General features: G+C 69.1%; 28 protein-coding genes and 1 pseudogene. 12 read left to right on the top strand and 17 right to left on the bottom strand.

The window, feature by feature from the left end:
* Positions 1-6 precede the first annotated feature (6 nt).
* Together D514_RS37475 and D514_RS38275 are read right to left on the bottom strand one after the other, a co-directional pair.
* Complete coding sequence (locus D514_RS37475; protein WP_017831562.1) at positions 7-519, bottom strand: hypothetical protein; 513 nt, start codon at positions 517-519, stop codon at positions 7-9.
* A 163-nt stretch (positions 520-682) separates the two neighbouring features.
* Complete coding sequence (locus D514_RS38275) at positions 683-1,207, bottom strand: hypothetical protein (protein WP_017831561.1); 525 nt, start codon at positions 1,205-1,207, stop codon at positions 683-685.
* A 307-nt stretch (positions 1,208-1,514) separates the two neighbouring features.
* Here D514_RS38275 and D514_RS37465 point away from each other — a divergent pair, with 307 nt between their 5' ends.
* Both D514_RS37465 and D514_RS37460 read left to right on the top strand, forming a co-directional pair.
* Positions 1,515-1,769: a hypothetical protein gene (locus D514_RS37465; RefSeq protein WP_144053127.1), complete on the top strand. Its 255-nt coding sequence runs from the start codon at positions 1,515-1,517 to the stop codon at positions 1,767-1,769.
* A complete protein-coding gene (locus D514_RS37460) occupies positions 1,769-2,593 on the top strand; it encodes a hypothetical protein (RefSeq protein ID WP_017831558.1) in 825 nt (274 codons plus the stop codon). Before D514_RS37465 ends, D514_RS37460 begins: the two co-directional genes overlap by 1 nt.
* Before the next feature lie 11 nt (positions 2,594-2,604).
* Here the strand turns inward: D514_RS37460 and D514_RS37455 are convergent, their stop codons facing one another.
* Entirely contained in the window at positions 2,605-3,234 is a 630-nt protein-coding gene (locus tag D514_RS37455) for a hypothetical protein (protein ID WP_017831557.1), read from the bottom strand.
* Between the two features lie 205 nt (positions 3,235-3,439).
* Between D514_RS37455 and D514_RS37450 the strand changes: the two genes are divergently transcribed.
* A complete protein-coding gene (locus tag D514_RS37450; RefSeq protein WP_017831556.1) occupies positions 3,440-3,736 on the top strand; it encodes a hypothetical protein in 297 nt (98 codons plus the stop codon).
* Positions 3,737-3,776: 40 nt separating this feature from the next.
* Here D514_RS37450 and D514_RS37445 read toward each other — a convergent pair whose 3' ends face one another.
* Both D514_RS37445 and D514_RS37440 read right to left on the bottom strand, forming a co-directional pair.
* On the bottom strand, positions 3,777-4,691 hold the full coding sequence (locus tag D514_RS37445; RefSeq protein WP_017831555.1) for an ATP-dependent DNA ligase: 915 nt from the start codon (positions 4,689-4,691) through the stop codon (positions 3,777-3,779).
* An 83-nt stretch (positions 4,692-4,774) separates the two neighbouring features.
* Positions 4,775-5,002, bottom strand: coding sequence for a DUF2188 domain-containing protein (locus D514_RS37440; protein ID WP_017831554.1), 228 nt, complete (start codon positions 5,000-5,002; stop codon positions 4,775-4,777).
* Between the two features lie 666 nt (positions 5,003-5,668).
* Between D514_RS37440 and D514_RS39075 the strand changes: the two genes are divergently transcribed.
* Positions 5,669-5,845, top strand: coding sequence for a hypothetical protein (locus D514_RS39075; protein ID WP_017831553.1), 177 nt, complete (start codon positions 5,669-5,671; stop codon positions 5,843-5,845).
* Between the two features lie 121 nt (positions 5,846-5,966).
* Here the strand turns inward: D514_RS39075 and D514_RS37435 are convergent, their stop codons facing one another.
* Positions 5,967-6,416, bottom strand: coding sequence for an MFS transporter (locus D514_RS37435; protein ID WP_031206504.1), 450 nt, complete (start codon positions 6,414-6,416; stop codon positions 5,967-5,969).
* An 83-nt stretch (positions 6,417-6,499) separates the two neighbouring features.
* On the bottom strand, positions 6,500-6,802 hold the full coding sequence (locus tag D514_RS37430; protein WP_017831552.1) for a hypothetical protein: 303 nt from the start codon (positions 6,800-6,802) through the stop codon (positions 6,500-6,502).
* 159 nt (positions 6,803-6,961) lie between these two features.
* On the opposite strand from D514_RS37430, the gene D514_RS37425 reads away from it, so the two are divergent.
* The 6 genes from D514_RS37425 (at position 6,962) to D514_RS37400 (ending at position 13,408) form a co-directional block, all read left to right on the top strand.
* Positions 6,962-8,119 carry an NAD-dependent formate dehydrogenase gene (locus tag D514_RS37425; protein WP_017831551.1) on the top strand — a complete coding sequence of 386 codons (1,158 nt, stop codon included), beginning with the start codon at positions 6,962-6,964 and terminating at the stop codon, positions 8,117-8,119.
* A gap of 50 nt (positions 8,120-8,169) precedes the next feature.
* A complete protein-coding gene (locus tag D514_RS37420; protein ID WP_017831550.1) occupies positions 8,170-9,051 on the top strand; it encodes a LysR family transcriptional regulator in 882 nt (293 codons plus the stop codon).
* A 157-nt stretch (positions 9,052-9,208) separates the two neighbouring features.
* Positions 9,209-9,976: an SDR family NAD(P)-dependent oxidoreductase gene (locus D514_RS37415; protein ID WP_017831549.1), complete on the top strand. Its 768-nt coding sequence runs from the start codon at positions 9,209-9,211 to the stop codon at positions 9,974-9,976.
* Between the two features lie 296 nt (positions 9,977-10,272).
* Positions 10,273-11,562 carry a sugar ABC transporter substrate-binding protein gene (locus tag D514_RS37410; RefSeq protein WP_031206498.1) on the top strand — a complete coding sequence of 430 codons (1,290 nt, stop codon included), beginning with the start codon at positions 10,273-10,275 and terminating at the stop codon, positions 11,560-11,562.
* A gap of 2 nt (positions 11,563-11,564) precedes the next feature.
* Positions 11,565-12,557 (top strand): carbohydrate ABC transporter permease, encoded by a 993-nt coding sequence (locus tag D514_RS37405; RefSeq protein ID WP_236611010.1) that lies wholly within the window; start codon positions 11,565-11,567, stop codon positions 12,555-12,557.
* A complete protein-coding gene (locus D514_RS37400) occupies positions 12,554-13,408 on the top strand; it encodes a carbohydrate ABC transporter permease (protein ID WP_017831546.1) in 855 nt (284 codons plus the stop codon). The genes D514_RS37405 and D514_RS37400 overlap by 4 nt, the downstream gene beginning before the upstream one ends.
* 9 nt (positions 13,409-13,417) lie before the next feature.
* Here the strand turns inward: D514_RS37400 and D514_RS39555 are convergent, their stop codons facing one another.
* The 10 genes from D514_RS39555 to D514_RS37365 all read right to left on the bottom strand — a co-directional run bounded on the left by D514_RS39555 (position 13,418) and on the right by D514_RS37365 (position 23,216).
* On the bottom strand, positions 13,418-13,519 hold the full coding sequence (locus tag D514_RS39555) for a hypothetical protein (RefSeq protein ID WP_368664402.1): 102 nt from the start codon (positions 13,517-13,519) through the stop codon (positions 13,418-13,420).
* Positions 13,520-13,705: 186 nt separating this feature from the next.
* On the bottom strand, positions 13,706-15,073 hold the full coding sequence (locus D514_RS37395) for an L-serine ammonia-lyase (RefSeq protein ID WP_017831544.1): 1,368 nt from the start codon (positions 15,071-15,073) through the stop codon (positions 13,706-13,708).
* Between the two features lie 106 nt (positions 15,074-15,179).
* Complete coding sequence (locus D514_RS37390; protein WP_017831543.1) at positions 15,180-15,980, bottom strand: GntR family transcriptional regulator; 801 nt, start codon at positions 15,978-15,980, stop codon at positions 15,180-15,182.
* Between the two features lie 51 nt (positions 15,981-16,031).
* Positions 16,032-16,907: an IclR family transcriptional regulator gene (locus D514_RS37385; protein ID WP_017831542.1), complete on the bottom strand. Its 876-nt coding sequence runs from the start codon at positions 16,905-16,907 to the stop codon at positions 16,032-16,034.
* 65 nt (positions 16,908-16,972) lie between these two features.
* Positions 16,973-18,415, bottom strand: a complete 1,443-nt coding sequence (locus D514_RS37380; protein WP_017831541.1) for an aldehyde dehydrogenase family protein — start codon at positions 18,413-18,415, stop codon at positions 16,973-16,975.
* Positions 18,412-19,302, bottom strand: a complete 891-nt coding sequence (locus D514_RS38270; protein ID WP_017831540.1) for a dihydrodipicolinate synthase family protein — start codon at positions 19,300-19,302, stop codon at positions 18,412-18,414. Before D514_RS38270 ends, D514_RS37380 begins: the two co-directional genes overlap by 4 nt.
* Positions 19,299-20,192, bottom strand: coding sequence for an NAD(P)-dependent oxidoreductase (locus D514_RS37375; protein ID WP_017831539.1), 894 nt, complete (start codon positions 20,190-20,192; stop codon positions 19,299-19,301). The genes D514_RS38270 and D514_RS37375 overlap by 4 nt, the downstream gene beginning before the upstream one ends.
* Positions 20,189-20,698, bottom strand: coding sequence for a flavin reductase family protein (locus tag D514_RS0119880; RefSeq protein ID WP_036323999.1), 510 nt, complete (start codon positions 20,696-20,698; stop codon positions 20,189-20,191). Before D514_RS0119880 ends, D514_RS37375 begins: the two co-directional genes overlap by 4 nt.
* Positions 20,699-20,718: 20 nt before the next feature.
* Positions 20,719-22,119 carry an amidase gene (locus tag D514_RS37370; protein WP_017831537.1) on the bottom strand — a complete coding sequence of 467 codons (1,401 nt, stop codon included), beginning with the start codon at positions 22,117-22,119 and terminating at the stop codon, positions 20,719-20,721.
* Between the two features lie 2 nt (positions 22,120-22,121).
* On the bottom strand, positions 22,122-23,216 hold the full coding sequence (locus tag D514_RS37365) for an LLM class flavin-dependent oxidoreductase (RefSeq protein WP_017831536.1): 1,095 nt from the start codon (positions 23,214-23,216) through the stop codon (positions 22,122-22,124).
* Positions 23,217-23,536: 320 nt separating this feature from the next.
* Here D514_RS37365 and D514_RS37360 point away from each other — a divergent pair, with 320 nt between their 5' ends.
* Positions 23,537-24,364, top strand: coding sequence for a class I fructose-bisphosphate aldolase (locus D514_RS37360; protein ID WP_017831535.1), 828 nt, complete (start codon positions 23,537-23,539; stop codon positions 24,362-24,364).
* 143 nt (positions 24,365-24,507) lie between these two features.
* Positions 24,508-24,851, top strand: a pseudogene (locus D514_RS39070) (hypothetical protein); the annotation flags it as partial.

The following is a 24,851-nucleotide window of genomic DNA, read 5'->3' as shown; positions in this document are numbered from 1 at the left end:
GGGCGCTCAGGCGGAGAGAGGTTCGTGGGCCTTGACGGCCGCGGGGCTGCCGAGCTGCTCGGCGCGCTGGGTGAGCCAGTAGGCGATGAGCGCGGGGTCGGCGGTCGCCGGGATTCCGGAGTCTTCGGAGATCTCGCCTTCGCCGGTCTCGATCCACCAGGTGGCGCGCAGCACGTGGGGGTTGATGCCGGCACGGTCAGGGGCACCGTCGGGGATGCGGCTGCCCAACAGGATCTGGAGGGTGAAGAGTCCGCCCATCTCGTCCTCCACCTCGACGGGGAAGGGGAGGAGGGCTGCGACCGCGGTCACGTGGTTGTCGATGCGCTCGATCTCCAAGGCATGGGCGGCACGCTCTGCGCTCGCCGCGGTGGCGAAGCCTTGGTACTCCAGCGCGTGGGCGAGGTTGTCGCCGGTGTGTGAGGTGGCGAGTTCGGCGAGGAGCTCGGCGGACTCGGCGGGATTTGCTCCCTTGCGGACCCGGGTGGCGATGAGCTTGTCGGCCTGCGGTGTGGTGGTCATGATGACATCCAATCTTGTTGTGAACCTGACATTTACAGATTAAGCCCGAGAGGTTCAGAAATCAAGACCCAAAAACCGGGCCGGATTAGGGAGGTGGGAGCTGCCGAACGAAGTGGCCGGCGTGGTGCCGCAGGGCTCGAAGTGCCTGGGGCGCAGGCGGGGCCTACTGGGCCGCTGACGGCTTGTGCTTGCGGATCGTGCTCGAGTACCGCGAGGTGGTGCCCGCCCAGCCGCCACAGTGCCCGCAGTAGCCACCGTTGCCGGAGTAGAAGCCGTTGCGGACCTTGCCGTCCTTCCAATCCGACGTGCCCGATCCGGCGCAGTAGGTCGCGGCCTTCCGCTCGGCCTCCTGCTCGTAGAAGTCCGTCCGTGCGAGAGGCGCCGAGGGGTAGCGCGTCGTGCATAGAATCGCGCCGTGCACCGCGACGGCCTCCTCCTCGGTGAGGCCGGAGAGGTCAGGGAGCCAAGAGAATGGGGTCGCCTTGCCGTTGCGGTTGCAGGTCGAGCAGTACATCGACGAGTGGATGTGACCGCCAGTGACGAGGAAGAAGCGCGACCACGGGCGGCGGCTGTGCTCGTCGTGCAGTGGCTCCTCCTCGGCAGCGAGCAGCTGCAACGTCTCGGTGGCCTGGTCGTAGGCCTGCAGGTTATGACGCTCGCGGTAGGCGAAGCGCTCATCGTCAGCCACGCGTGCGCGGACAGCTGCAGTTCGTCGTCGGCGAGAATCACGCGTCGACGAGTGCTGGTGAGGCGATGCCCGAGCGCCCGCAGGATTCCCCGCTTCGCTCCCTCGAGTGAAGCCAAGGCTGCGCCGCGGCGCGAGTAGATGTCGGCGAGGATCGTGTCGATCTCTACGGGAGTGGCGGTGGTGATGATCATGGTGACCTCCGGGGATCGAGCTTCGACTAGTTGTGAACCTGACATTTACACACTATGTCGACGTCGCGAAGAAATCAAGACCCAAAAACCGGGCCGGATTAGCTACAGTGGTGCACATGACCAATCACCACGACGAGCACGACACCTCAGAAGTGCGGCGAGGACGCCCCCGCGTGGGCGCACCCCGCGGAGAGTCCCCCGTCGCCAAGGGGCGGGTGACCAAAGCAGAGTTCGACGAGCTGACGGCGATCATGGACGAATCCGGCCGCACGCAGTCCGAACTCGTTCGGCGAGGCGTGCAGCTCGTCATTCAGGAGCACCGAGCGACGGGCGATCGCGCCACCAACCCAGAGCCTGGAGATCCCGCCTGATGGAAGGACCGCCCGAACCGCAGACACCGGAAGGGTCCTCGCCCTCCTTGCTGAGCGAGATCGAAAGAGATCTCCTCGACGATGTCCCCATCTCGACTGTGCTGAGGAAGCTCATCATCCTCGGCGGCTACGCGGGCGCGAGTGAGCTGCGCGACTGGGCCTCCCACGAGCTGCAGGGCTACATCGGCATCCCGGACGATCAGATGCCGAAGTACCGGATCGTGCCGGCCATCATCCAGCTCGACGCCGTCGTACCCCAGGGGACCATCAGGCATCAGACCATCGGGGTGCACGATCTCCCCGAGGGGTTCCGCGACGAGATCTCGGATGACGTGCACTTCCGCCAGGGCGTCGGCGAGCTCGAGGCGATGGTCATCACGCACGACGATACGAAGACGATCAAGATGATGCTGCCGGCAGCGATGATCCTCGCCAAGGTGATCGACCACGAAAGCGGGCGCCGCGATCAGAAGGTCACCTCGATCTACTGGTCGGTGAGCACTGCGTCGGTCACGGGGATCCTTGATCAGGTGCGAACCCGGATGGCGCAGATGCTCGGAGAGCTCCGCGCCGTCACCCCTGCGGGCGCAGCCCTCCCCGCGCCCGCAGACGCCAGTAGAGCGATCAGTATCGTCATCCACGGCAAGAACAACCGCGTGAACTTCGCCCAAGCCACGGACGGCGGGGTCGCATCCACGGGTGAAGACAGCGAACCGGAAGGCCGGTTCTGGACGGCAGGACGACGAATCGGCGCCATCGCTGTCGGGGTCGCCACGATCGTCGCCACGGTGATCGGCTGGCTGCAATTTCAAGCGGCAGGGTAGGCCGGATCCCGTCAGGTCTCGAGGTAGACCCGATTCTCTTCCCCGGCGGTGAACCCCAGGCGCTCGTATCCGTCCCGGAGAGCGTCCGTACGGGCTCCCGCGGCGAGCACCCTGCCCCTCGGGAATGCTCGCAGCGTCCGCGCAACCAACAGGAACGCTGCCGCTCCATCGGCGGCAGTGCGCGCAGCGAGCGACTCGATAACCCAGCGGTCACCATCGGGGGTCTCGTCGCCGATCGACGTCGTCGCGGACGAGCTCAGCAGAGCAGGCAGGACATGCAGCGCCCCACCGGCGGCAACGCTCACCACGAGCGCCCAGAAGAGCACGTTGCCTACCCACATCACCGCGGTGAGCAGCTCGCCAGATCGCATCGTGATCGCGAGGACAAAGACCAGGACGAACGCCGTGCACACCGCGATGACGATCGCCGAGACAACGAGCAGCAGCGCACCCAGCGCGCGAGCACGAGAGTGACGCACCGCGATGACGAGCGACCGTCGGTCCCGAGCGCCGTGCACACCGCCCCTGAGATGAGCGGTCGCCACGAGCAGGAACGACAGCGGCACCATCGCGACCGCCGCGAGGTTACGCAGCGCCCGCACTCGACTCGGCACGTCGTCCGTGCGGATCTCCTCGCTCACGCCCCGGAAGAAATCCACGCTCGCCCCGCCATACGCGGCAGCATGTGTCCACACCAGCCCCGGAAGATCTCGCCACCGCGCCCGGGTCGAGTCCCTACCCACGCGTACGTCCGATCACCACGCCAGCGTAACGATGTCCCGCAGCGCATCGAGCTGCGCTGCGGCCGCGGGATACGGTCGACATAGATATCGACGAAGGAGAGCCATGGACCGGTTCGAGATGCCTCGAGTGCAGCCGCAGGAACGCCCGCAGGAATCCGTGCAGTTCACCGGCCCGGAGAGCGTCGACGACGTGATCCTGTTCGTGCGCAAGTATCGCCCGCGGATCAACTCCACGTTCAGCAACGCGATGCGCACGCTGGAGTTCGACGGTGACGGTGACGGTGACGGCGGCAGAGAGCTGAAGCTGAAACTGAACGATCTGGTGGTCTACCAACACGGCGAACTGCAGGTGATGCCAGGAAGAATGTTCCTGCCTGCAGCTGACGACCTCGACGACTAAGGGCTGCCACCGCGGCGGTGAACTGATGCCGTCGCCGCACTCAGGCGTTCCCCTCCACCTCGGCAACCGGGATCTCGGGACGAGCACGGAGATACCGCACAGCGTGGCGGAAAGACTCGCCCGTCCTGGCAACATCGGCAGAGACCTCCACAACCAAAGGCTCCACCAGCGTGAGCTGCACACGCTCTCTGCCGCCTCTGTCGAATCGATTGATTGCGCCGGGCTTCACGCTCGCCGACCAGGGATGCGACCCCTGCGGCGAGCGCAGCAGTTTCCCGAGGGATCGAGCGGTAGCGGTCGGCAGCGCCGTGGTGCGGCCGACGATGCGCAGCTCGCCGTCGACGGGCAATCCGATCACGAGGTCTCTGGGGTGCTCGAGGGGGCCTGTGACGGCTGCGCACACGACGTCGATGGTGTCGCGGTGCTTCACCTTCCACCAGGCGCGCTCGCCGCCTTCGTAGGGCTGGGCGCCGCCTTTGACCATGAGGCCTTCGATGCCGGATGCCGTGAGGGATTCGAACCAGAGTGCGGCGATTTCGGGGTCGGTGGTGACGGGTGAGAGGTTCAGGGGTGGTGTCCAGGAGTCGGCGAGTTCGGTGAGGAGTGCTCGACGGTCGTCGAATCGGAGGGCGCGGGTGTCGCGGTCTGCGACGGCGAGGAGGTCGAAGGCGACGTAGGACGCGGGGTGCTCGTTGACGATGCGGGCGAGGGTTGCGGGTGCGGCGTTGAGTCGTCGGAGGAGGGTGTCGAAGTCCAGTCGGTCATCGCTCCACACGACTGCTTCGCCGTCGACGATGACGCCGTGGGGGAGTTGTGCTGCTGCGGCAGCGGCGAGCTCGGGGAAGTTGCGGGTGAGGTTCTTGCCCTGTCGTGACCAGAGGCTTACGTCGTCGTCGACGACGATCAGCAGTCTGAAGCCGTCCCATTTCGGTTCGAACCTGGCGGATCCGGGCATTCCGTCCGCTGTAGGGAGTGAGGCGACCGGTCGAGCTAGCGCCACGCTCAGAGGGGGGCGCAGCTCGACCGGGAGAGGCATGGTCAGCCCTTCACATCGCGCGGATCGTGGCCGTAGCTGTTGCGCTCCGCGATCCGTCCGTCCTCGCCTTTGATGATGTGCTCGACCTTCCTGGCGCGAGCGAGGTCACGGCCTGCTTCGACGGCTTCTTCCTTGGTGCGGTGGCTGCCGCCGGTGTTCTCGGATTCACCCGTCACGCGGTTGAACCAGGCGCCATCCTGCGGGAACGTCTCCACATCTCCGGTGGGCATATCGACTCCGATCTGTCAGCTGGTGGAGTGTTCATCGTCACCCTGCGGCGAGCGCAGCGGCACCCCCTTGCGAGAGGTGCACAGGATCTGAGATGAGCGTTCGGTGTGGGTGTCAGGCTGCGGCTTTCAGGGGTGCTGCGGATACGGCGGGCGGGAGCCATCTCACCGGTATGGGGCGATCAAGCGCAGCGTCGTTGAGGCGGTCAGGGCAGATCCAGATTGTCGGCATGGCGCGGAGTCTAAGAGCGGTCGGAAGCGGTGTGTCCATGTCTACGACGCTAGGTGCGATTTGCGGACTTAATTCTGGCCGGAGCGCCCCTACGGTGGTGATCGAGGAGACGAGGTCGTGATGGTGGAACCGGTGGAGGTCACCGACGAGGAGGAGCTGGGTCAAGCTGCAGAGATCCGTCGACGACTGGAGCAAGCGCCGATTGTTCTCGCTCGGCACGAGCGGTTACCCGCTGTGCCTGCGCTCGGCTCCGATGTGGCGGGCGACGACAGCTTGGATGACCAGCAGTCACCTGGTGAACGCCACGCTGCTGATGGCGGCCGACAACATGCGCGCCCTCGGGGTGCTGCTGTTCCCCAACGACCGGCTCTCGATGCCGCTCTATGCCCACTACCCGATCCTGCGATCGATCCTCGAGGCGTCGGCCCNCGCTGCTGATGGCGGCCGACAACATGCGCGCCCTCGGGGTGCTGCTGTTCCCCAACGACCGGCTCTCGATGCCGCTCTATGCCCACTACCCGATCCTGCGATCGATCCTCGAGGCGTCGGCCCAGGTGAAATGGCTTCTCGAACCCGAAGAGCGAACCGAACGCGTCACCCGGATGCTGCCGTGAAGGCGATGACCGGCTACGACGCTGAGGAGCTGTCGCGTGCGGAGGTGGCGATATCGCCGGTCGGTATGCCCGTGATGTCGTAGCGACCACGACCGCCGCAGCGCGGAGAGCCACGACGAGCTCAGCCCCGAGAGGGTCTTGCGCGAGACGCCGGCGCGCGGCGACGTCGCCGCGCAGCTGGCGATCGGCGCGGCTCGTGCCGTACAGGTAGCTGCTGACCAGGTCGCGGGTCGGGGAACGCCGCCAGCGCCGCCAGGGCGAGGAAGACGACCCGCCAGTCGGTGATCGCGCCCAGCAGCAGGCGCGCGGCCATCAGCAGCACGAAATTCTCCGAGACCGCGACCAGCGCATTGGACACGGCTGCCGTCAGAGTCAGCGACCCCGTGAACGTGCGCCGGTCCAGCCGCGGGACGAGGATGGCCGCACTCGGCCCTGCCACGAACCCGGCGATCGCCGTAGCGGTGACGGCCTGACCCGCCTGCCCCTCACTCACACCGAGTGCCGCGGCCATCTGGGGCAGCAGGCTCGGCGGGAGGAACTCGGACAGGACGATGGCGAAGCTGGTCGCCATCAACATCGACACCGCCGGCCCGTGCCATGCGGGCGGGCGCAGGGTCGGCGTGATGCGTCCCGGTCTGCGGCGCCGTCATCCGCTCAGCCGGCGTGTGCCGCGATGTGCGCCTGGAGGTGCTCGCCGTCGGCGCTCACCCAGCCCTTCGACTGCGCGTAGGCGATCATTTTCTGCAGCCCCTCGCCCCACTGCTCGTCGCCCGCCGGAGCGTGCGAGCGGAGGAAGGCGACCGAGACGAAGGCGTGGTCGTTGTCAACGCGCCCGGCGCCGGCCGCCTGCAGCGCCGCATCGATCTGCGCCGCGGGAAGGGCGGATTCGACGTGGAATCGTGTGAAGTCGGCCGGGTCGAGCAGGTCTGCACCGCTCTCGGTGACGGATATGCGCATGGGATCGAGGATAGACGGGGTCAGCGGCAGTCCCGGCCGCGGTCCTGCCGCCGCTGATTCGGCGGCGTCGAACGCGCGTTCGGCTGTGCAGTCTGGCCCTACGACCCCCGGGTGTGGTGAGACTCGATCGCGCTGTGCGCGCGAAACGAAGGAGAAATCGTGGCGAAAGTCCTGCTCGTGCTGTACCCCGACCCGATCGACGGCTACCCGCCGCGCTACGCACGCGACCGCATCCCCGTGCTCGACGCCTACCCGAACGGGCAGACGCTGCCCACCCCGGAGGGCCTGGACTTCGTGCCCGGCGCGCTCGTGGGCTCGGTCTCGGGCGAGCTCGGCCTGCGCCGGTACCTGGAGGAGGCCGGTCACACGCTTGTGGTGACCAGCGACAAGGAGGGTGCCGACTCGGAGTTCGAGCGCGAGCTGCCCGACGCCGACGTGGTGATCTCGCAGCCGTTCTGGCCCGCTTACCTCACGCCCGAGCGCCTCGCGAAGGCGCCGAACCTGAAGCTCGCCGTGACCGCCGGCATCGGCAGCGACCACGTCGACCTGGCGACCGCGATCGAGAAGAACATCACCGTCGCCGAGGTGACCTACTCAAACAGCATCGGCGTGGCGGAGCACACCGTCATGCAGGTGCTCGCGCTGGTGCGCGACTTCATCCCCCAGCACCGGATCGTCACCGAGGGCGGCTGGAACATCGCCGACGCGGTGCAGCGCTCCTACGACCTTGAGGGGATGGACGTAGGCGTGCTCGCGGCCGGCCGCATCGGCCGTGCCGTCATCGAGAGGCTCGCGCCGTTCGGCGTGCGCCTGCACTACACCGATCGCCACCGTCTGCCCGAGGAGGTCGAGAAGCAGCACGGCCTCACCTTCCACCCGGACGTGCGCGACCTCGTCCGCGAGATCGACGTGCTCACCGTGCACGCGCCGCTCACCGCGGAGACCGAGGGGCTCATCGACGACGAGCTGCTGTCGACCATGCGCCGTGGCTCGTACATCGTCAACCCCGCCCGCGGCGCGATCGCCGACCGCGACGCGATCGTGCGGGCGCTGGAGAGCGGCCAGCTCGCCGGCTACGCGGGCGACGTGTGGTTCCCGCAGCCCGCGCAGGCCGACCACCCGTGGCGTGCGATGCCCCACAACGCGATGACCCCTCACACCTCGGGGAGCTCGCTGAACGGCCAGGCCCGCTATGCGGCCGGCACGCGCGAGATCCTCGAGGACTTCTTCGCCGAGCGGCCCATCCGCCCCGAGTACCTGATCGTCGACGGCGGCGGGTATGCGGGAACCGGAGCGCACTCCTACGCTAAGAGCTGACACCCGGAGGTGCTGCGGCGCCGCGCCTCCGGAGACACGAAGGAGGCGCGGTGCTGCTCACCCAGCTGTCGTACTTCGTCGCGGTCGCCCGCGAAGGGCATTTCGGGCGCGCCGCGGCATCCTGCTTCGTCTCCCCGTCCGCGCTGTCGGAGGCGATCCGCAAGCTCGAGGTCGAGCTGGGGGTCCCCCTCATCCGGCGCGGCCGCACCTACGAGGGGCTCACTCCCGAAGGGGAGCGCGCCATCGTGTGGGCGCGGCGCATGCTCGCCGAGGACAGCGCACTGCGCTCTGCGGTCCACTCGGCCCGCGGGGCGCTGTCCGGGGAGGCGCGACTGGGTGTCATCCCGTCGGCGACCACGTGGGCGACGGGCATCGTCGAGCGCGCGGTGGCCGCCCACCCGGATCTGCGGATCGCGCTGCGGCTGGGGCTGAGCAGCGATGACATCATGACGGCCATCCGCCACTACGAGCTCGACGCCGGGCTCGTGCATCCGTCGGTCGGCGATGAGTACGACATGCAGCTGACGTCCCTCGGCTCGGAGCGGTTCGTGCTCGTCACCAGCGTGCGCGCCGCCCGCCCGGCAGGATCCACCATCACGGTGCGCGAGGTCGTTGACCGGCCGCTGTGCCTGTTCGACCCGCTGCTGCGCGCGCGGATGCTCCTGGATGACGCCTGCGCCGGCGTCGGGGTCGTGCTGCGCCCGGTCGTGGAGACCAACTCGGTGGAGGGCCTCATCGCCGTGGCCCGCAGCGGGGTGGCCGATGCCGTGGTGCCCGCCTCGACCGTGGCCGAGCCAGAGGGGTGGCCGGATCTGCGCGTCGCGGCTATCAACGACCCCGAGATCCGGCTGCCGATCGCCTTGGCCCGGCTCGCCGACGAGCCGCGGCCGCCCGTGGTGGCGGCGATCGAGGCGCTCGTCGGGGGACGGTGACGACGGCGCAGATCATACACCGATCTTCTCTGCACCGAGCCGCGTCTGCGGCCGCCGGCGCCTCCCCGGTTGCCGATGCGGCAACCGCCGTGCGGACGCGCGCGCCCATGCCACAGCCTGATCGGATGAATACCGCAATCGACGAGGTGAGCAGAGGATGAGCGATAGCGAGAACGGCATCGGCGGTGCCGGGCTGACGGGACGCACCGCGTTCGTCACGGGTGGGGCCAGCGGTATCGGCCTGGCCGTGGCCCACGCGTTGGCGGCCCGCGGAGCGACCGTCACGATCGGAGGCCGCAACGTCGCGGCGGGCGAGGCAGCTGCGGCGGCCTTCGGCGGGCGCTTCACCCCGCTGGATGTGCTGCGGCCGGAGTCGGTGCAGCGCGCCGTCGCCGCGGCGGCGACGGGAGGCCGCCTCGACATCGCCGTCAACTGCGCCGGCGTCGTCGAGACGAGCGCGGCCGAATCGATGAGCGACGAGTCCTGGAGCCGGGTGATGGAGACGAACGTCACGGGTGTCTTCAACGCCTGTCGCGCCGAAGCGGTGCTCATGCTGGAGGTGGGCGCGGGAGCGATCGTGAACGTCGCCTCCATGTCGGCACGGATCGTCAACCGCCCGCAGAACATCTCCGCCTACAACGCCTCGAAGGCCGCCGTTGTCCAGTTGACGCGGTCGATGGCCGCGGAGTGGGGACCCCGCGGTCTGCGGGTCAACTCCGTCTCGCCGGGGTACACCGCCACCCCGATGACGGCGAAGGGCCGTGAGCAGACCGAGCAGGCCGGGGCGTGGCTCGCCCACATCCCGCTCGGCCGGTTCGCAGAGCCGCATGAGATCGCCGGTCCCGTCGCCTTCCTGGTCTCGGACGACGCCTCCTATGTCGTCGGGCACGACCTCGTGATCGATGGCGGCTACACGACGATCTGACCTCGGCCGCATCCCGATCGCTGCGACGGTCTGGCGTTCGTCGTCCGAGGGGCCACGAATCCTCCCGGCGAGGGCGGAGTGTACACACGCGCCACGTCCGTCTCGACCGGAACGCGGGTCATCCGGCCGAGAGTTGCTGATACGTCAACGCCGCTCCGGACATGTCCTCCCGTGAAACAAGCGGCTGCTATAAACGCCGACATCGACATCGACATCGACATCGACGTCGCCCCGGATCTCACCCTGATCCGAGGTGAAGCAACACCACCGTGCTACACACCGATCAGGAGATGCTCATGCGTAGAATCCCCCAGACCCTCGCTCTCGCGGCCATCGCCGCCTCCGTCGTGGGGCTGTCCGCCTGCAGCGGAGGAAGCGCCGGCGGCTCGGCGCAGTCCATCAACGTGTACCTCGCCCAGATCCCCTGGAGCGACGAACTCGAGTCGCTCGTGCCCGAGTTCGAGGCCAAGACCGGCATCGACGTGAACCTCACCGTGCTCGGCGACACCCAGCTGGCCCAGCAGTACCAGGTCATGTTCAACTCCGGCTCCGCGGAGGCCGATGTGTCGATGGTCATGTCGTCGGTGGAGTTCCCCCGCTACGTCGACAGCGGCTGGCTCGCCGATATCTCCGACGACGTCACCGGCGCCGCCGACTGGGACTGGGAGGACTTCAGCGAGCCCGCCCGGCGCTCGGTGACAGACGGCGAGGGTGCCGTGCGTGCCGTGCCGCTGGTGTCGGAGCACTTCATCCTGATGTACCGCAAGGACCTGCTCGAGCAGGCCGGGATCGCGGTGCCGACCACCTTCGCCGAGCTGGAGGAGGCCGCTGCGAAGCTCAACGACCCCGCTGCCGGGGTCTACGGCTATGCGACCCGCGCCAACGGCTCGGCGGGTGTCCCCGGCGCCGCGAGCTTCGTGTTCGGTTCGGGCGGCGACTGGACGGACTCCTCGGGCGAGGCGTCGCTGGACAGCGACGCCACCGTGGAGGGCATCTCGGTGTACGGGCGACTGCTGCACGACTCGGGGGCTCCGGGGGCGCTGAACATGGGCTGGTCCGAGGCGGTCGCCCTGTTCAACCAGGGCAAGGTCGCCTTCCTCGGCGAGGCCGACACGCTCTTCCCGAACGTGCTGGACCCCGAGGCGTCGCGGGTCGCCGACAACGTCGGTTTTGCGGCGTTCCCGGCCGGGCCCGCCGGACACCGGGTCGCCAGCTACACGCCCTGGTCGCTCAGCATCCCGCAGTCCTCGAAGAAGGCGGACCTCGGCTGGCAGTTCATCGAGTGGGCCACGTCGGCCGAGATGGGCAAGACGATGCTCGCCGCAGGGCAGCCCGTGACGCGTGAGTCGGCGTGGGCCGACCCCGAGGCCTCCGCGGCCTTCCCGGCCGACGTCGCCGCACTCGTGCGCGGCGACTCCGGCATCGACTACGTCGGCTACGCCTCGCCGCAGGTCGTGAACATCTCCAAGTCGCGCGACATCGTCGGCACGGTGCTGGCCACCGCGATCTCGGGAGGGGATGTCGAGTCCGCGGCACGGTCGGCGGATGAGGAGCTCGCCGCGCTCATCGAGTCCGAGAAGGAGTGACCGTGGCCGCGCCCTCGACGCTCGAGTGCGAGCCGACCATCCCGCGCGCGCAGGCCCCGGCGCCCCCGCCGCCGGTCCGCCGCAGCCGCGTGCTCTCGGCGCGTCGACTGCCCTTCGTGTTCGCCACCCCCGCCGTCCTGCTCGTCGCCGTCATGCTGGTGGTGCCGCTGGTGTGCACGATCGTGCTGAGCACCACCAGCGCGGAGGGGTCGCTGAATCGTCCGATGGACTTCATCGGGCTGCAGAACTACTGGACCGCGCTGACGGACTCGGACCGCTTCTGGCCCGCCGTCATGCGCACCGCGGTCTTCACGATCGCCGCGGTCGTGATCGAGCTCGTGCTGGGGCTGGGCATCGCCCTGCTCCTGCAGAAGCCGTTCCGGGGTCGTGGCGCCGTGCGGCTGCTCATCCTCCTGCCGCTGGTGGCCACGCCCGTGGCGGTCAGCATGATGTGGCTGCTGATCTTCGAGCCCTCGATCGGCTTCGCCAATCAGCTGCTCGGGTGGCTCGGCACCCCCGCTCAGGGCTTCCTGTCCGATCCCGCCCAGAGCATGCCCGTGCTGATCTTCATCGACGCCTGGCAGTGGACGCCGATGATCGCGCTGATCCTCATGGCGGGGCTGACCACGGTGCCGGAGGAGCCGATCGAGGCCGCGATGATGGACGGCGCAAACGCCTGGCAGCGGTTCTTCTACGTGGTGCTCCCGATCATCTGGCCCACCGTGCTAGTGGCTGTGCTGCTGCGATCGATCGATGCGCTCAAGACGTTCGACCTGATCTACGCGCTGAAGGGGCCGGGCGGCGGCCCCTTCCACGAGGCCGAGACGCTGAACATCCTCGTGTACACGCTCACCTTCGCGTTCGGCGAGTTCGGCTACGCCTCGGCGGTGCTGATGCTGTTCTTCATCCTCGTCGTCGCGTTCTGCGCGGTGCTGGTGTTGAGTCGAAGCCGCGGCGATCTTCCGCGTGCGTCGAAGGGAAAGCGAATCCGATGACCATCGTCGCCGGCCACAGTGCACGCAACCGCAACCGCAACCGCAACCGCACCCGCACCACGCTCCGCGGGATCGCCATCACGGTGGTGATCGTCGCCCTGGCGTTCCCCGTCATCTGGATGGTGCTGGCATCGCTGAAGAACGCGCTGTCGATCGGGGATCCGAGCCAGACCTTCGTATTCACCCCGACGCTGGACAACTACGTCGCCCTCATCGAGCAGAACGACTTCCTTCACTACATCCTCAACAGCGCGATCGTGGCGATCGCCGCCACCGCGCTGGCGCTGCTGGTGGGGCTGCCGGCCGCCTACGCCATCGCGCGGCATTCGATGGGCCGGACGAACATGCTTATCCTCGCCGCGCGCATCATCCCGTGGATCTCGCTGCTCGTGCCGTGGTACTTCCTGTTCGCGCAGGTGGGGTTCGTCGGGACGTACTGGGCGCTGATCATCGCGCACCTGTTCGTGACCCTGCCGCTGGTGGTCTGGATCATGACCGGGTTCTTCGAGACCCTGCCCACGGAGTTGGAGGAGGCGGCCCAGGTGGACGGCCTCTCGCCCGCGGGCGCCTTCTGGCGCATCGCGGTCCCGCTGGCACGGCCCGGCATCGCCACCGCCGCCCTGCTGGGCTTCATCTTCTCCTGGAACAATTTCCTGTTCTCGCTGGTGCTGGGCGGCAACGACACGCGCACCCTGCCCGTGGCGCTGTTCAACTTCATCGCCTACGCCAGCGTCGACTGGGGCGGGCTGATGGCCGCATCGGTCGTGACGATGATCCCGGTCGCGGTGCTCGCGGTGCTCGCGCAGCGGCACATCGTGGCCGGACTCACCGCAGGGGCCACGAAGGGCTGACGGGCCGGGTCAGCGCGAGATCGCGAACCGATTGTCGTAACGGTCGCCGCGGTAGACGCTGACGGCGAACTCGACCAGGCGCCCCTTCCGATCGCTCCCCTGCCGGCGCACCACGAGGGCGGGGGAGCGACGGGGACGCCGAGGAGGTCTGCGTCGTCGTCGGACACGGGTTCACTGGAGACGAGCTGCTGGGCCTTCTCGACTACCACCCGATAGTGCGCGGCCGCCACACCTACGCGCACAAGCCGGCCTGGCAGCGGCGGGACTGACTGCCGCGGTGGCGCGCGGGTCAGCTCCTCAGCACTCGACGACGTTGACCGCGAGACCGCCCAGCGACGTCTCCTTGTACTTGACCATCATGTCGGCGCCGGTGTCCTTCATCGTCTTGATGGCCTGATCGAGCGAGACCCGGTGGACGCCGTTGCCGCGCAGAGCCATGCGCGCGGCGTTGATCGCCTTGACGCTGGCGACGGCGTTGCGTTCGATGCACGGGATCTGCACCAGGCCGCCGACGGGGTCGCACGTGAGTCCGAGGTTGTGCTCGATCGCGATCTCGGCGGCGTTCTCCACCTGCGCGGGCGTCCCGCCGAGCACCTCGGCCAGTCCCGCCGCCGCCATCGAGCAGGCCGAACCGACCTCCCCCTGGCAGCCGACCTCGGCACCGGCGATCGACGCGTTGGCCTTGAAGAGGGTGCCGACGGCGGCCGCAGCGAGGAGGAAGCGCACCACGCCCGCGGCATCCGCTCCGGGGATGAACATCACGTAGTAGCCGAGCACGGCCGGGATGATGCCGGCCGCGCCGTTGGTGGGGGCGGTCACGACACGCCCGCCGGCGGCGTTCTCCTCGTTCACGGCCATCGCGAAGAGATTCACCCACTCCATCGCGTGCAGCTCGTCCTTGTTGGGCGTCTCGGTGAGCGAGCGGTGCAGTCCGGGGGCACGGCGCCACACGCCCAGGCCTCCCGGCAGTTGCGAGCCGTCGGGGGCGGCGATCCCGCGGTCGATGCACTCGCGCATGGCCTGCCAGATCGCGCCGATCCGCTCGTCGATCTCCGGGCCGTGCGGGCGGGCGAGCTCGTTGCGCCGCATCAGCTCGCTCATCGAGATGCCCTCCCGGGCGCAGATCTCCAGCACGTCCGCGGCCGACCGGAACGGATGCGGCACCGCGGTGTCGTCCGCGGCGGTCGCCGGATCCTCGCCCTCCTCGGTGATGAACCCTCCGCCGATGGAGAAGTACGTCCGCTCGCGCACCAGCGCGCCCGCGCCGTCGAAGGCGCGCAGCACCATCGCGTTGGGGTGGGACTCGTGGGTGGTCCGCAGGTGCAGCGTGAGGTCACCGGTGAGAGAGAAGGGGATCTCGTGGGTCCCGGCCAGGCTCAGTATCCCCGTGTCGGCCACCGTGTCGTAGAGGCCGGCCTGCGCGTCGGGGCGGATGCTCTCGGGCCGCTCGCCCAGCAGGCCGAACACGACGGCGCGGTCGGTGCCGTGGCCCTTGCCGGTGGCGCCCAGCGATCCCAGCAGGTCGGCGGTGACGCGCGTGACCCGGGGCAGGTCGCCGGCGCTGTCGAGATCGTCGACGAATCGGCGCGCGGCACGCATCGGGCCCACCGTGTGAGAGGAGGAGGGTCCGATGCCGATAGAGAAGAGGTCGAGTGCGCTGATCATGTTTCACGTCGCAAGGGGGACGACTCGAATCTATGCGACCCATGAGAGCGGCCGTCGCGCGGTGACTGTATGCGCAACGACGGAGCGGGCGATGGGCGGCGGGCGATCAGCCTCGGGAATCGCGCACCGTCACGGCGTACTTGTGCTGATCGGTGCGCACCCAGGAGCGCGAGTACTCGACGCAGTCGTGCTCGTGGGTGTAGCTGAACTCCTCGTGGCACAGCACCGGTGTGCCTGGGGCGACGCCCAACAACTGGGCCACTTCGGCGGGCGCCAGTTCGGCGCTGAAAAAGCGCTCCGCCCAGGTGAACTCGACGCCGAAGCTGTAGCGCAGGGTGGCGTGCAGCGAACCCGCAGCCAGCGAGTCGTCCGTGAGCTGAGCCGCCTCGGGGACGAGGTCGAGGTTGATCAGCGTGTCGGTGACCGACGCGGGCCCGTCGAACAGGGTGCGCAGACGCCGGATGTGCATGACGCGATGGGCGGAGAAGGCCTCGAGTGAGCGGTGCTCGTCCACCAGACGCCGCTCCAGCAGCGTGTTCTGGAACTCGATACCCCGCTCGATGAGGCGCTCACCGGTGGACAGGAGGCGCGCGGTGCTGCTGTCGTCCTGAGGGAGCCTCGCGCGCACGGCCACGAAGGTGCCGATGCCCTGGGCGCGCTCGATCAGCCCCTCGGCCAGGAGCGTGGCCATCGCCGTCCGCACCGTTCCGCGCGCCACCTCGAACTGGCGCGCGAGGTCGCCCTCGGGCGGTATCCGATAGCCGTTGGGCAGCATGCCGGCGAGGATCAGCTGACGGAAGTGGGTGGCGATCTGCGCGTGCAGCGGCAGCGCGCTGTTGCGCGAGACGATGTCCTGCGCGTCGACGACGGCGTCATGATCGCGCGCGAGGTCGGCGGTTGTGCTCACGTGAACCCTCCCCGTGCCATCATGCACGCCAGACTATCGCGCCCCGGACCCTCAATCACCGAGGAACTCGGGGAAAGTCTCGCCGTCGAGGCTGCGCGAGGAGAGCGGGAACATGTCGGTGGGCATCTCCGGCCATCCGCTGAAGGGCAGCGGAGCCATCGTCGTCGAGTGGGTCTCGGTCGCGTGGATGCGACGCGCCAGATTGGATGCCGCGGCCATCAGCAGTTGCGCGGTCGCCTCCGCCACGTCGCGGCTGCTCAGGCCCTCCGAGGCCACGCCCAGCGCGCCGATCACCGCCTCGTTGCGGGTGTCCCACACGGGCACGGCGACGCCGCTCTCGTCGGCGCGACGCCACGAGTAGCCCATGCGCCGGTCGAGCTCGATCTGACCTGCGAGCTGATCGGCGTGGCCGACGCCGATCCGGCGCATCTCCGCGGCCACCTGCTCGATCTCCGTGGGCGGGGATCCGTACAGCAGCGCGCGTCCGGCCTCGCTGACGCCCAGGGGGAACGTGGTCCCGATGCTGTGCACGCGCGGGCGGGCGCGCACGGGCTGATCCGACCACAGCGTCATCGCGTCCATGTCGCTGCGCACGGACAGATACGAGCGGGCCTGCGTCATCCGCACGATCTCGCGCACGACGGTCGCGGCCGCGCGGAGGACATCCTGATTGACCGACCGCGCTCCGAGGGGGTAGACCTTCGGGCCTGGCGCGAACTTGCGGCCGTCGGCGCTGCGCTCGACGAACCCCAGATCCACCAGCACCCGCAGCGTGCGGGAGACGACGGACTTGTCCAGCGAGAGCGTGTCGGCGATCTCCTTGTTGGTCCACATCGACGCCGAGGGGTTCGAGCTACGCAGCAGCTCGAGGATCTGCAGCCCGCGGCGCAGGGTGGTCAGATCGGTGGCCGGTGCGGTCTCCTCCACGAGAACCTCCTCCCTGGAATCGGCGGGGCCTCGGGCGCCCGATCGCCCGAGGCCCCGGTCCGCGGTCAGAACGAGGCGTCGAACGGCTTGTCCTGCTCGGTGTACCAGCGCACCTGCGTGTACTCCTCGACGTTGGACAGACCGCCCACGGCGCCGCCGTTACCCGACGAGCCGTGGCCGCCCATGGGCGTGACGGCGGTGTCGGTGATCGTGATGGAGTTGATGTGCACCATACCGGCGCGCAGCTGCAGCGCCAGACGACGTGCGCGCGCGAGGTCGCTGCCGAACACGGCGGCCGACAGCCCGTACTCACCGGAGTTGGCGCGGGTCACGGCCTCCTCGTCGGATGAGAACGTGCTCACCACGGCCACCGGACCGAAGAGCTCCTCCGAGAAGGCGGGCATGTCCGGCGTCACACCGGTCAGCACGGTCGGCGGGTAGTACTGGCCCTGCGGCGTGCCGCCGGTCAGCACGGTCGCCCCCATCGCGACCGAGCGGTCGACGATGTCGGCGACGCGGTCGATCTGCGCCTGGTTGATGATCGGCCCCATCGTCGTGGCGGGGTCGGACGTCGCCCCGAGCCGCAGCGTCGCCGCCTGCGAGGCGAGCGCGGTGGCGTACGCGTCGGCCACCGACACGTGCACGATGTGACGACCCGTGCTCATGCAGATCTGTCCCTGATGGGTGAACGACCCGGCGGCGCCGGCCTCCGCGGCGATGTCGATGTCGACCGAGTCCAGCACGATCATCGGGTTGTTGCCGCCGAGCTCGAGGCTGACCCGCTTGAGGAGGGAGCCTGCGAGGGCTCCGACCTTGCGGCCGGCGGCCGTGGAGCCGGTGAACGAGATCATGTCCACGTCGGGGTCGGAGACCAGCGCCTCGCCGACGACGGGCCCGCCGGGCACCGACTGCAGCAGTCCCGCCGGCAGTCCCGCCTTAAGGAACAGCGAGGCCAGCATGTCTCCGCCGGAGATCGGCGTCTGCGTGTCGGGCTTGAGCACGACCGCGTTGCCGAGCACCAGTGCCGGAGCGATGACGCGCATCGCGAGGGCCACCGGGAAGTTCCACGGCGTGATGAGGCCGACCACTCCGACCGGGATGCGGCGGCTGTAGCTGAGCGATCCGTTCGGGCTGGGGTACACCTCGCCGTCGGGGATGGAGGCGAGGGCGCGACCGGCGCGCAGCTCGTTGACGCTACCGTCGATCTCGACGCGGGCCTTGCCGAAGACGCTGCCCGTCTCGTGGGCGATGCCCACCTGCAGCTCGTCGGCGTGCTCGAGCAGGAGCGCCTCGGCACGCGCGAGCACCTCGGCGCGCTCGGCGATCGGGGTCGAGGCCCAGCCGCGCTGCGCCTCGCGCGCGGTCCGGGCGGCTGTGCGGACGTCGTCCACCCCGGCGAGGGCGACCTCGGCCAGGACGGTGCCCTCACCGGGGACGCGCAGGGTGACGGCGTCGCCCGTTCGCGCGGGGGAGCCGAGCCCGAAGGTCATCGTGTCGACGAAGCTCATGCGGAGACTCCCGTCAGCTGGGTGGTGCGCAGTCGGCTCTTCTCCAGGATCTGCGCGATCGCCGTGCGGGTTGCCTCGTCGTCGACGGGGAGCAGCGGCAGGCGCACGGCATCGGACCAGCCGGCGTACTGGCGCATGGCCTCGGTGAGGAAGGACGGAACGCCCTCCGGGCTCGCGATCATGGACGCCTCCCAAGCGATGACCAGCTCTTCGGCGAGCGGGTCGCTCGCCTCGCCTGCCAGTCTCGCAGAAATGTAGGCGACCGCGGCCGAGGGGTCGACGTTGGCAAGCGAGGTCGTCACGGTCGAGGCGCCAACCTCGGCGAAGTCGCAGCCCACCTGCTCGCCGACGCCCCACCACAGCAGGCGGTTGCCCCAGCGGGTGATCCGCTCCGCCGTCTCGGGGATCCCGTAGAACTCCTCCTTGACGCCGGCGAAGCCCTCGATGTCGGTCATCGTGCCGATGAGCTCGTCGGTGGCCGGGTAGCTGGGTGCGCTGTAGATGATCACCGGCAGGCCCGACTCGCCCGCGATCGCGCGGATGTGCTCGGCGTAGCCGCGGTAGGACGGGTTGGCGTAGTAGATCGGGTTGGCGACGAGCAGGCCCACGCCGCTGGCTGCGGCCGCACGGCCGAGCGCCGCGGCGGTGCGGGTGTCGTGGCCGATGCCGGCGACGACCGGAGTGCGTCCGGCCGCTCCCTCGACCGCAGCCTCCATGCACGCGGTTGCCTCGGCGAGGTCGAGCGCGTAGAACTCGCCCATCCCGCCGAGCACGGCGGGATGTACGCCGTGCTCGGCGAGCGAAGAGGAGAGGTCGCGCAGCTGCGCGCGGTCGATCGTGTCGTCGGAGGCGAACGGGGCGGGCATGAAGCCGACGATGTCAGTCATGGCAGGTCCTTGCGGGTCGAGGTCGGGTGGGCGGTGTCGATGAGATGGCGGGCGAGCGCTTGGGTGGCGGACTGGGCGCCGAGTGCCTCGCCCGTGGCTCGGAACTGATCGGCGATCGCGGCCACGACGGTGGCCGACAGTCCCGCCGACGTCAGCAGGGGCTTCAGCAGCGAGATGTCCTTCACCATGTGCGAGATGGCGAACCCGGTGCTCAGGTCGTCGGCTTGCAGCAGCGGCCACTCCAGCCGCAGGAGTCGGCCGTCCGCCGCGCCGCCGGTCAGGGCGGAGAACATCAGCTCGGTGTCGATCCCGGAGCGCTCGGTGAGGGCGTAGGCCAGGCACAGCCCATAGGTGTTGGCGGCGACCACGACCTGGTTGACCAGCTTCGCCTGCTGGCCGGCGCCCGGGGCGCCGCACGCGACGATGGTTCCGAGCGTCTCCAGCACGGGGGCCGCGGCGGCGACCGCGTCGGGATCGCCGCCGGTGAAGATCGTCAGAGCGCCGTTCGCGGCGCCGTTGACACCGCCCGAGACGGGGCAGTCCAGCACGGGCACGCCGTGGTCGGCGCCGGCCGCATGCAGATCGCGGGCGGCGTCGGCGCCGACGGTGGACATGTCCACCGCGACCGCGCCCGCCTTCATGTGCGCCAACAGCCCTTCAGCGCCGGTCCACAGGTCCCGCACCTCCTGCGGGCCCGGCACCATCGAGACGACCAGGTCGGACTCGGCGACGCAGCGCTGCAGGTCGTCGGTCACCGAGACGCCGGCGTCCTCCAGCGTGCGCGTCTTCTGCGGCGTGGATGCGCGGCCGAAGACGGTGTGGCCGGCCGCGGCGAGTCTGCTCGCCATCGGCAGCCCCATGGCGCCGAAGCCGACCCAGGTGATGATCACGGAGCGTCCACCGTGGGGGTGAAGCCGGTCAGGGCGCTGCGGTGGAACAGCAGCGCCGAGTGCTCGTCCCGCACCTGCACCGAGCGGATGCGCAGCAGTGCCAGAAGGTGGTCGCCGGCGGGCGTCTCGCTTTCGATGTCGACTTCGAGCACGAGGGGCGTCTCGTCGATGAAGAGGGCGTCGCCGTGTCCGCGGCTGGTGGTCACGGCGTCGAAGCGCGACGCGGCGGGCCCGGCGAGCTTGCGTGCGGCCAGGGAGTGGGTGGAGCCGAGGATGCTGACGCCCAGGGTGCGCGCCTCGCGCAGCTTCGGCCAGGTCGACGAGCTGTTCGCGATGAACACCCCGCCCAGCGGCGGCTCCAGCGACACCGGGGCGAAGGTGCTTGCCGCCATGCCCACGGCGACGCCGTCGATCTCGGCGGCGATGGCCACCACTCCGCTGGGGAACTGGGCGAAGGCGTCGCGCAGGGCGCGGCCGGTGAGTTCGACGCTGTGGGTCTCGATCATGATCGTCATATTCCTTGTCGTCATCTCTTCGTTGCGGCCTGAGCGGGGAGCGCAGGGCGGGTGAACTGCAGGATCTCTTCGAAGCGTGCGGCGGCATCGACGCATGCGAAGTCGTGGAGGGGGGCGGCGGTGATGTGCAGGCCAACGGGGAGGCCCTTGCTCCAGCCGCACGGCACCGAGATCGCCGGCCAACCGGTGAGGTTTCCGAGGAGCACGTCCATCCAGCGGCCGCCGGGGCCGCGCTCGGTGGGCAGACCGTTGATGGCGGGGTGCTCGTCGTCCCAGCGCCAGGCAGTCAGCGGCATGGTGGGCATCAGCAGCAGGTCGTAGTTCTCGAACAGCGCCGCGGCAGCGCCGTACAGCTTCGTGCGCGACTCCTGCGCGCGCATCAGGTCATCGGCGGTCACCGCTGCGCCCGCGCGGATCTGCTCGAGGTGCGACGCGTCGAACAGCTCGGGTTCGCGCTCGGCACGCGCGCCGAGCAGTCGCCACTCCCGAGCCACCATCGGGATGTTCCCGTCGGGGATCGGGTCCTCCCACTCGATCCTGCCTCGGCGGATGTCGACGCCCGCCGCGACGAGGGCGTCGATCGCCTCGTCCATCACCCGGCGGACGTCGACCTCGACATCCTGGCCGAACATGGTCTCGACGTAGAGCGCTCGCGGGGCCTTCGCGGCAGGCACGGCGCGCCACGAGCCGGCGGGGGAGAGCGGGTCGCGCAGATCCTGGCCCGACAGCGCGTCCATCAGGAAGGCGATGTCGGCGACGTCGTTGGCGAGGAAGCCGTGGTGTCCGCGCGCGGCCCAGAGGTCGGGGGAGGGAATGCGGGGGAGGCGGCCGAAGGAGGGCTTGAAGCCCACGACGCCCACCATGCTGGCCGGGAACCGCACCGAGCCGCCGGCATCGGTGCCGTGTGCGACCGGAGCGACGCCCGCGGCCACGAGGGCAGCGGATCCGCCGCTGGATCCGCCCGGCGTGCGGGTGGTGTCCCAGGGGTTCGTCGTCGCGCCGACGATGAGGTTCTCGGTCACGTCCTTGTGCCCGAACGCCGATGTGTTGGTCTTGGCGTAGAGGATCGCATCGGCGGCTCGCGCTCGTGCTGCGAACGAGCCGTCCGTGCGGGGGGCCTCAGGCGCGAGGGGGAAGGAGAGGCCGAACGTGGTGGGCAGGTCGGCCGTGCGCTCCAGGTCCTTCAGCGGGAGCGGAAGCCCGTGGAGGGCTCCGCGCTCCTCCGCGGGCCGCTCCTGGAGTGCGCGCGCCGTGTCCCGGGCGGCGTCCAGGTCGATCGCCAGGAACGGGTTGAGCTCGGCGGCCACCCCCGACACCCTCCGGGCGAGGTCGTCGACGACCTCCACGGGCGAGAGTTCGCCCGTGGAGGTCGCGGCGACGAGCGCGCGCGCGGAGAGGTCGAGGGCGGACATGATCAGCTGACCGAGGCGACCGTGCGTGCCGGGCGCGGGTTGCGCGCGGTCTCTTTCTCCACGACCGGGAGGACCTCCTCGCCGAGCAGGCGGATGCACTCGAGGAGCTCGTCGTGTCTCGCGTAGTCGAGGTGGAAGACGATCTCGTCGATGTCGTACTCCTCGTGCACGCGCAGCAGCTTGTCGATGGCGAGCTGCGGGCTTCCGACGATCATCGACGTCAGGTCGAGGAGACCGTCGAAGTTGTCGTAGAACTCCCCGGTCGTGTCCATGCCGGCCTCGGTGCCGTACGTCAGCTGGTGGTTGAGGATGTCCTGCTTCATCGCGCGGTTGGCGTACTCGACGATGCCGAACTCGACCTGCTCGCGGGCGAGCTTGTCGGTCTTGGCCACGTGCGTGGGCACCTGCAGCGAGATGTGATGCAGCGGCTGCGCGTACTCGAACGGCGTGCCGGTCTCCCAGGCCTCGTTGTAGGCGTTGACCCGGTCGTGCACCTGCGCCCAGCGCAGCCAGTGCATGCCGCCCATGTAGCCGAGCTGGTGCTTTCCGGCCAGGGCCGCGGAGCCGGCGCTCACCGCGGCGAGCGAGACGCGCGGGTGCGGACGCTGCGCCGGGATCGGGTGCACCCGGATGTCCTCGAACTCCCAGAACTCGCCCTTGTAGGAGAACTCCTCGCCCGACCAGGCGCGGAAGATGATGTCCAGCGACTCCATCGTGCGGGCGTTGGTCTCGGCGTGGGGGATCTGGAACGCGGAGGCGGTCTTCGGGGTGTTGCCGCGGCCGACGGCGAAGTCCAGGCGCCCCTCAGAGAGAACGTCGATCGTCGCCCAGCGCTCGGCGATCGCGAGCGGGTGGTGCAGCGAGAGGATGGCCGCCGACGGCAGCATCCGCAGGTTCGTCGTCGCCGCCACCCACGGGAGGATGACATCGAGTGCGCCGGTGGAGTTGGTGGGGAACTTGAAGTGCTGCTCCGACACGGCGAACGAGGTGAAGCCGTACTTGTCTGCCTGCTGAGCCTCGGTCACGAGCTGGCGCACGCGCTCGAACGGATCGGCGTCCTTTCGGACGTAGCCCTGCTCGATGATCCCGTACTTCATCTGGTCCTCCCTCGGGGTGATCGCCGACCGGTGCCGTGCGATGCAAGAAAGATCCCCTCGTCTCAGCGATGAGACAAGCAAAGTTTCCATATCTGCAACCGGCGCGGAACGCGCCATGTCGCCCGGCGTGAGAGGTTGCCTGCGCAGATTACAGCCGTGTTTCCGCGGATTCTCCGCATGTTTCGATCAAGTAACAGATATCACGGGCCCTTATATAGGGGCATTCATAGGTTCGACTTTCCAATGCGGCTGGACAGAAAGGGCTAAAGATGTTCATAGTTGTTCAGTTCCCGGACGGGAAGCTCACGCTAAGGAGGACAATGAGCGGCATCGCAGTTCGTATCAACCAGCTTCGCAATTCCGAGTACGGGACGTCCGCGGTGGTCGCGTTCGACCACGGCTTCAACGGAATGGTCCCTGGCGGCGAAGACGCTCGCGGCATCATCGAGGCGCTCGCCGTCTCCGACGTCGACGGGATCCTCATCGGACCCGGTCTGCTGCGCCAACTCTCCCCGCTGCTGGCTCACCCCGGTGCGCCGCGCGTCATCGCCACCCTCGACGGCGGCACCTTCGGAGCCCTCCCCGGCGTGGACCACCCCCTCACGCACGCCCGCCGCGCCGTCTCGCCCGAGTGGGTCCTGCGCCACGGAGCGGTCGCGGCGAAGATGATCCTTCCGCTCGGCCTCGGTGACACCGAGGCGCTCGCCGAGGCGACTTCGCTGCTCGGCCGCACCGCGGCGGAGTGCGAGGAGCTCGGCCTGCCCTTCATGATCGAGCCCGCCTTCTGGGGGGCGTACCTCGACCAGGTCGATGATGAGATGATCCGTCATGCAGCTCGCCAGGCGACCGAGCTGGGTGCCACGATCCTCAAGCTGCCCGCCCCGTCCCGCCCGGAGATCCTCAGCGAGATCATCAGCCACACGGGTCTGCCCGTCTGGGTTCTCGGCGGTGTCCCGCAGTCCGGAGGCGGAATCGGCTCGGCGATCGTCGAGTGGATGGAGGCAGGCGCGCTGGGCGTAGCCATCGGACGCAACATCTGGAGCCGCCCGAACATGGCGGCAGCCCTGGAAGGCCTCAAGGCCGCGGTGCATCATCGTGATGCGGCCCGCGCCGAGGAGCTGTTCCACTCCGCAGACCTCCCGGGCTGATACAGAGCCCGTGGATCCGGGTCGTCACCGACGACGCACACCGATCGATACCCGAAGCGACACGAAACCGCACGAACGAACCGGAACCGAAGACGCCGCACCTCATCCCGCAAATCGCTCCACCAACTCCGAAGGAGTCAAAGATGTCTCAACAGAATCGCCCGTTGGTCCAGCTGTCATCCGTCGTCACCAGTCGTCGCGCCGTGCTTCAGGGCGCGCTCGTTGTCGGCGGCGCGGTCGCCATCGCGCCCACGCTCGCCGCCTGCTCGCCGTCGGGTTCCGGTGGCGGAGGCAAGACGAAGATCACGATCGCGAACGTCGCCAACCCGCTGACGACTGCCCTGGAGAAGTACACCAAGAGCGTGTTCGAGAAGGCGAACCCGGATCTGGAGATCACGTTCCTCACGCTGCCGGAGACGGAGCTGCGCCAGCGCGTCACGCGTGACGTGTCCACCAGCGCCGGCGAGTTCGACGCGGTCGTCATCGG

The sequence above is a fragment of the Microbacterium sp. UCD-TDU genome, from assembly GCF_000340625.1.
Lineage (GTDB): Bacteria > Actinomycetota > Actinomycetes > Actinomycetales > Microbacteriaceae > Microbacterium > Microbacterium maritypicum.
Note: the sequence above shows the minus strand (reverse complement) of the source record. Positions and strands in the feature narration are given on the sequence as shown.

Excerpts from the sequence above, each read along its gene's own strand:
- D514_RS37475 (WP_017831562.1), bottom strand. The coding sequence starts at position 519 with ATGACCACCACACCGCAGGCCGACAAGCTCATCGCCACCCGGGTCCGC.
- D514_RS37465 (WP_144053127.1), top strand. The coding sequence starts at position 1,515 with ATGACCAATCACCACGACGAGCACGACACCTCAGAAGTGCGGCGAGGA.
- D514_RS37460 (WP_017831558.1), top strand. The coding sequence starts at position 1,769 with ATGGAAGGACCGCCCGAACCGCAGACACCGGAAGGGTCCTCGCCCTCC.
- D514_RS37450 (WP_017831556.1), top strand. The coding sequence starts at position 3,440 with ATGGACCGGTTCGAGATGCCTCGAGTGCAGCCGCAGGAACGCCCGCAG.
- D514_RS37445 (WP_017831555.1), bottom strand. The coding sequence starts at position 4,691 with ATGCCCGGATCCGCCAGGTTCGAACCGAAATGGGACGGCTTCAGACTG.
- D514_RS37440 (WP_017831554.1), bottom strand. The coding sequence starts at position 5,002 with ATGCCCACCGGAGATGTGGAGACGTTCCCGCAGGATGGCGCCTGGTTC.
- D514_RS39075 (WP_017831553.1), top strand. The coding sequence starts at position 5,669 with ATGGCGGCCGACAACATGCGCGCCCTCGGGGTGCTGCTGTTCCCCAAC.
- D514_RS37435 (WP_031206504.1), bottom strand. The coding sequence starts at position 6,416 with ATGGCGACCAGCTTCGCCATCGTCCTGTCCGAGTTCCTCCCGCCGAGC.
- D514_RS37430 (WP_017831552.1), bottom strand. The coding sequence starts at position 6,802 with ATGCGCATATCCGTCACCGAGAGCGGTGCAGACCTGCTCGACCCGGCC.
- D514_RS37415 (WP_017831549.1), top strand. The coding sequence starts at position 9,209 with ATGAGCGATAGCGAGAACGGCATCGGCGGTGCCGGGCTGACGGGACGC.
- D514_RS37410 (WP_031206498.1), top strand. The coding sequence starts at position 10,273 with ATGCGTAGAATCCCCCAGACCCTCGCTCTCGCGGCCATCGCCGCCTCC.
- D514_RS37400 (WP_017831546.1), top strand. The coding sequence starts at position 12,554 with ATGACCATCGTCGCCGGCCACAGTGCACGCAACCGCAACCGCAACCGC.
- D514_RS37395 (WP_017831544.1), bottom strand. The coding sequence starts at position 15,073 with ATGATCAGCGCACTCGACCTCTTCTCTATCGGCATCGGACCCTCCTCC.
- D514_RS37380 (WP_017831541.1), bottom strand. The coding sequence starts at position 18,415 with ATGAGCTTCGTCGACACGATGACCTTCGGGCTCGGCTCCCCCGCGCGA.
- D514_RS38270 (WP_017831540.1), bottom strand. The coding sequence starts at position 19,302 with ATGACTGACATCGTCGGCTTCATGCCCGCCCCGTTCGCCTCCGACGAC.
- D514_RS0119880 (WP_036323999.1), bottom strand. The coding sequence starts at position 20,698 with ATGATCGAGACCCACAGCGTCGAACTCACCGGCCGCGCCCTGCGCGAC.
- D514_RS37370 (WP_017831537.1), bottom strand. The coding sequence starts at position 22,119 with ATGTCCGCCCTCGACCTCTCCGCGCGCGCGCTCGTCGCCGCGACCTCC.
- D514_RS37365 (WP_017831536.1), bottom strand. The coding sequence starts at position 23,216 with ATGAAGTACGGGATCATCGAGCAGGGCTACGTCCGAAAGGACGCCGAT.
- D514_RS37360 (WP_017831535.1), top strand. The coding sequence starts at position 23,537 with ATGAGCGGCATCGCAGTTCGTATCAACCAGCTTCGCAATTCCGAGTAC.